Annotated in this window: 3 protein-coding genes; 1 reads left to right on the top strand and 2 read right to left on the bottom strand. The window is 58.3% G+C overall.

Features of this window, described 5'->3' with window-relative positions:
- Positions 1-97 precede the first annotated feature (97 nt).
- Positions 98-2,152 carry a threonine--tRNA ligase gene (thrS, locus tag VMU57_RS20845; protein ID WP_325386958.1) on the bottom strand — a complete coding sequence of 685 codons (2,055 nt, stop codon included), beginning with the start codon at positions 2,150-2,152 and terminating at the stop codon, positions 98-100.
- A 90-nt stretch (positions 2,153-2,242) separates the two neighbouring features.
- Between thrS and VMU57_RS20840 the strand changes: the two genes are divergently transcribed.
- The gene (locus VMU57_RS20840; protein WP_325386955.1) at positions 2,243-2,737 is read left to right on the top strand and encodes a TspO/MBR family protein; all 495 of its coding nucleotides are present in this window, start codon (positions 2,243-2,245) and stop codon (positions 2,735-2,737) included.
- 52 nt (positions 2,738-2,789) lie between these two features.
- Here VMU57_RS20840 and VMU57_RS20835 read toward each other — a convergent pair whose 3' ends face one another.
- Positions 2,790-3,755 carry a cupin gene (locus VMU57_RS20835; RefSeq protein WP_325386953.1) on the bottom strand — a complete coding sequence of 322 codons (966 nt, stop codon included), beginning with the start codon at positions 3,753-3,755 and terminating at the stop codon, positions 2,790-2,792.
- Between the last annotated feature and the right edge of the window lie 93 nt (positions 3,756-3,848).

The following is a 3,848-nucleotide window of genomic DNA, read 5'->3' as shown; positions in this document are numbered from 1 at the left end:
GCCGCGGCGTACCATCCAGCTCGAACAGAGATTCGCCCGTGAGAATCTAGAAGAATTCCTCGAACGGCGGCGCGTTCAGAAAAATCTAAAGCTCCCCCTACAGTTCAGTCGACTGGCTGCTCACCAGCGCATGCGCTTTGGCGATGAACTCCGCGAGCGGCATTGAGCCCTGATCGCCCTTGCCGCGGGTGCGGACGCTGACGGCATTCGCCGCAGTTTCCTTGTCTCCCATGATTAGCAGGTAGGGAATCTTCTGCATGGTCAGGTCACGAATTTTGGCGTTCATTTTTTCGTTGCGGTCATCGAGTTCAACCCGCAGGCCGGCTAGTTGTAACTGTTGCTGGACCTTTTTCGCGTAGTCGATGTGCTTCTCGCTGATGGGCACCAGGCCGACCTGCACGGGAGCGAGCCACAGCGGAAACGCGCCCGCGTAGTGCTCGATCAGCACGCCAAAGAATCGCTCGACCGACCCGAACAAAGCGCGGTGGACCATGACGGGCTGGTGGCGCTCGCCATCTTCGCCGACGTACTCGAGTTCAAAACGCGCGGGCAGATTGAAGTCGAACTGCACCGTGGAAAGCTGCCAGAGACGGCCAAGAGCATCGACCAGCTTGATGTCGATCTTGGGGCCATAAAACGCAGCTTCGCCGACAATGGTTTTGTAGGGAATGCCCTTTCGCTGCAGCACGCGTTCGAGTGAGCCAATCGCCAGCGCCCAATTATCTTCCGAGCCGACGAAGCTGGCTTTGTCCTTGGGGTCCCAGGTAGAAAGCTCCACCTTGAACTCCGCAAACCCGAAGGTCTTCAGCACTGCATCGGCAAAGTCGATGCACGCTGCAACTTCGTCTTCAATCTGCTCCGGAGTACAGAAGATGTGAGCATCGTCCTGAGTAAAGCCGCGCACGCGAAGCAAGCCGTGCATGGTGCCGCTGCGTTCGTAGCGATAGACATTTCCAAGCTCCGCGTAGCGCACCGGAAGATCGCGATAGCTTTTTGGCGTGTTCTTGTAGATCAGGATGTGGCCAGGGCAGTTCATCGGCTTCAACTGATAGTCGGCATCGTCCAGTTCGATCGGCGTGTACATGTTCTGGGCATAGAAACCCGCATGCCCACTGATCTTCCACAGTTCATGGCGCATCACATGCGGGGTGAAGACCATATCGTAACCGCGACGGATGCATTCATCGCGCATCCAGTCTTCCATCAACTTGCGGATGATGCCGCCCTTGGGATGCCAGAAGACGAGACCGGGTCCGGCGATGTCCTGAATGGAGAAGAGGTCAAGCTGTTTGCCAAGAACGCGATGATCGCGGCGCTGCGCTTCTTCCAGACGCGCGAAATGTTCCTCCATCTCTTTCTTCGAGAAAAAGGCGGTGCCGTAAATGCGCTGCAGCTGCGGATTCTTCTCATCCCCAAGCCAGTAGGCGCCCGCGATACTCATCACCTTGAAAGCCTTGACGCGACTGGTGGAAGGCACATGAGGGCCACGACAAAAGTCGACAAATGCGCCGTTGCGATAGAGAGAGATTTTTTCGCCGGGCTGCGTGAATCGCTCAATGAAGTGCATCTTCATGAAGACGTTTTCCGCCTTGAAGCGCAACAAGCCCTCGTCGCGCGGCTCCCACTCGCGAACAAATTTCTCATCGCGAGCGACGATGACCGCCATGCGATCTTCGATGGCTTTCAAATCCTCCGGCGTGAAGGCCGTGGAACGGTAGAAGTCATAAAAGAAGCCGCTGTCGGTGGCGGGACCGTGGCCGAGCTTGGTTTCTGGAAATAACTCCAGCACGGCGGTTGCCATGACGTGGGCGGCGGAATGACGCACGACCTTGAGCGCCTCAACATCTTTTTCGGTGAGCAGGCGCAGGGCCACGTCTTCGGTCAGCGGCGTGGTTAGGTCGACGAGGCGTTCGCTGGCGGCATCCTCGGCGGCGTACATTGAAGATTCACTGGCGGATTTCTCCTCGTCCGTCGCGGTGGAAGCGGCGTGGACGGATTGAGCCTGTAGTGGAGATATTTGGGCGACGACCGCGGCCGCAGCCAGACGAGGCGAGATGTCGGTGGCAATCGACAGGGGAGTTGTTCCGGCGGGCACGGTGCGGGCGCTGCCATCGGGCAGTTGCACCTGAATCGATCTTGCATCTATGTTCATGTTGGTTCCTAAATGATCGCAGATATCAGGATAGGTGGTTTTTGCGGTGTCCGTCGAGCGAGGGCCCTGATTCCTGAGTGAGGTGGTTGCATGCATGAGCTGTCTGGTTTCGGATCACCGGCGGCACTGATCTTCTGGGTGGCATTGTGCGTTGCTATAGGGTTGATCTCCGGCCTACTGACGCGGAGAGCCATCCCGAGTTGGTATGCAAGTCTGCGCAAACCGTCTTTCAATCCGCCAAACTGGATCTTCGGACCGGTTTGGACCACGCTGTACATTTTGATGGGCGTGGCTGCATGGATGATATGGGGCCAGCCAGTGTCGCAACTGCGAACCTACGCGCTGGCGTGGTTTCTGATCCAGTTAGGATTGAATTTTCTGTGGAGCCTGATCTTCTTTCGCTGGCATGCGATTGCGGGCGCGCTGGGAGAGGTCAGCATTCTATGGCTGGCCATTCTGGCGACCATGGTGCTGTTCTGGGAACTGCATCCGCTGGCCGGCTGGCTGATGGTGCCGTACCTGGTGTGGGTCAGCTTTGCAACCGTGTTGAACCTGGCAGTTTTTCGGCTGAATCGGAATCGGTGATTCTCCCAGGTTAGCTGCGGGAACGCGGAGCGACCGAATATTTGAGTGATTGCTAGTCGTCATCCTTGTAAAACGTGATGTCGAGCGTGCGCAGATAGGTGTGCAAGCCGGCATCCTGAATCGGTGTCAGGTAGGCGCGCTCGCCAGACTCATTGCGATGCTCATGCCAGTAGCCCGGCGGAGTGACAAAAGCCGCGCCGGATTTCCAGTCGACCCGGGTGGGATTTTTGATATGGCCGTCGGAGCCTAATTCTGTGCCGACCAGGGTGTAGCAGCCGGGCTTGGCATCGATAATCAGGTCCAGTGCGACCGATTGGTGACGATGCGGCAGCTGGCGGGTGTTGGGCTCGATCAGGCCATACATCGCCCACAGCACGTGGGTCACGGTCATGGTTTGCATGCAGCCAGGATTGCCGAGAATCAGGCTGACGCGGCTGCGGGTGGCGGCCTGAGGATCGTTCGCGGCCTGCTCCAGCGCTTTCGTCAATTCGCTGCGGGTGTAGTGGGCCGGAGCGAAACGCGGATGGCTGCGTTGCACACCGAGATAGTCGAGCAGCGGCTGATCGTTGACCCAATAAAGCGCGGAGGTTTCCTGAGCGCGATGCCGCGCGGTGCTGCCGGGCAGCGTAAAAAAATCTCCCTGGGACCAGCGAATTTCACGATCGCCTACGTTGGAGACGCCGCTGCCGCAGATGACATAAAACAGCTCCGAAGTCGAATTGGCGGAAGTCTCGAGGGTGTCGCCGGCTTCGATGCGCAGAAAGCTGGCGGCGAGTGAGGGCGTGCTGGCGGGGGCGGCAGACTTGAGCGCTTTCGACAGATCGAGCGGGATGATGCGGCTGGGACCGGTCGCGTACAGGTCCGCGGCAAACTCCGCATAGGGAATCGCAGGAACGCTTCCCGAAGAAACTGGGTCGGCGGCCGAGCTGTACTCAAACATCAGGGCGTTTTGCTCGGCGCTGTTTTCTGTGGCTGGCACTGCGGATGACTTGGTTTCGGGATGGGTGAGCGTGCTCATGGGTCAACCTCCGTCAGCGGCTGGCACCGCTACAGAACATTATAAGAATTGGACGGCTGGCTACAAAAGTTTGGCGGCGGACTGGGCGAAGTA

The sequence above is a fragment of the Edaphobacter sp. genome (assembly GCF_035532915.1).
In the GTDB taxonomy this organism is placed as follows: domain Bacteria; phylum Acidobacteriota; class Terriglobia; order Terriglobales; family Acidobacteriaceae; genus Edaphobacter.
This window is presented reverse-complemented; position numbering and strand designations above follow the sequence as displayed.

Bases quoted from the DNA above. Each gene is read 5' to 3' on its own strand.
- thrS (WP_325386958.1), bottom strand. From the start codon at position 2,152: ATGAACATAGATGCAAGATCGATTCAGGTGCAACTGCCCGATGGCAGC.
- VMU57_RS20840 (WP_325386955.1), top strand. From the start codon at position 2,243: ATGCATGAGCTGTCTGGTTTCGGATCACCGGCGGCACTGATCTTCTGG.
- VMU57_RS20835 (WP_325386953.1), bottom strand. From the start codon at position 3,755: ATGAGCACGCTCACCCATCCCGAAACCAAGTCATCCGCAGTGCCAGCC.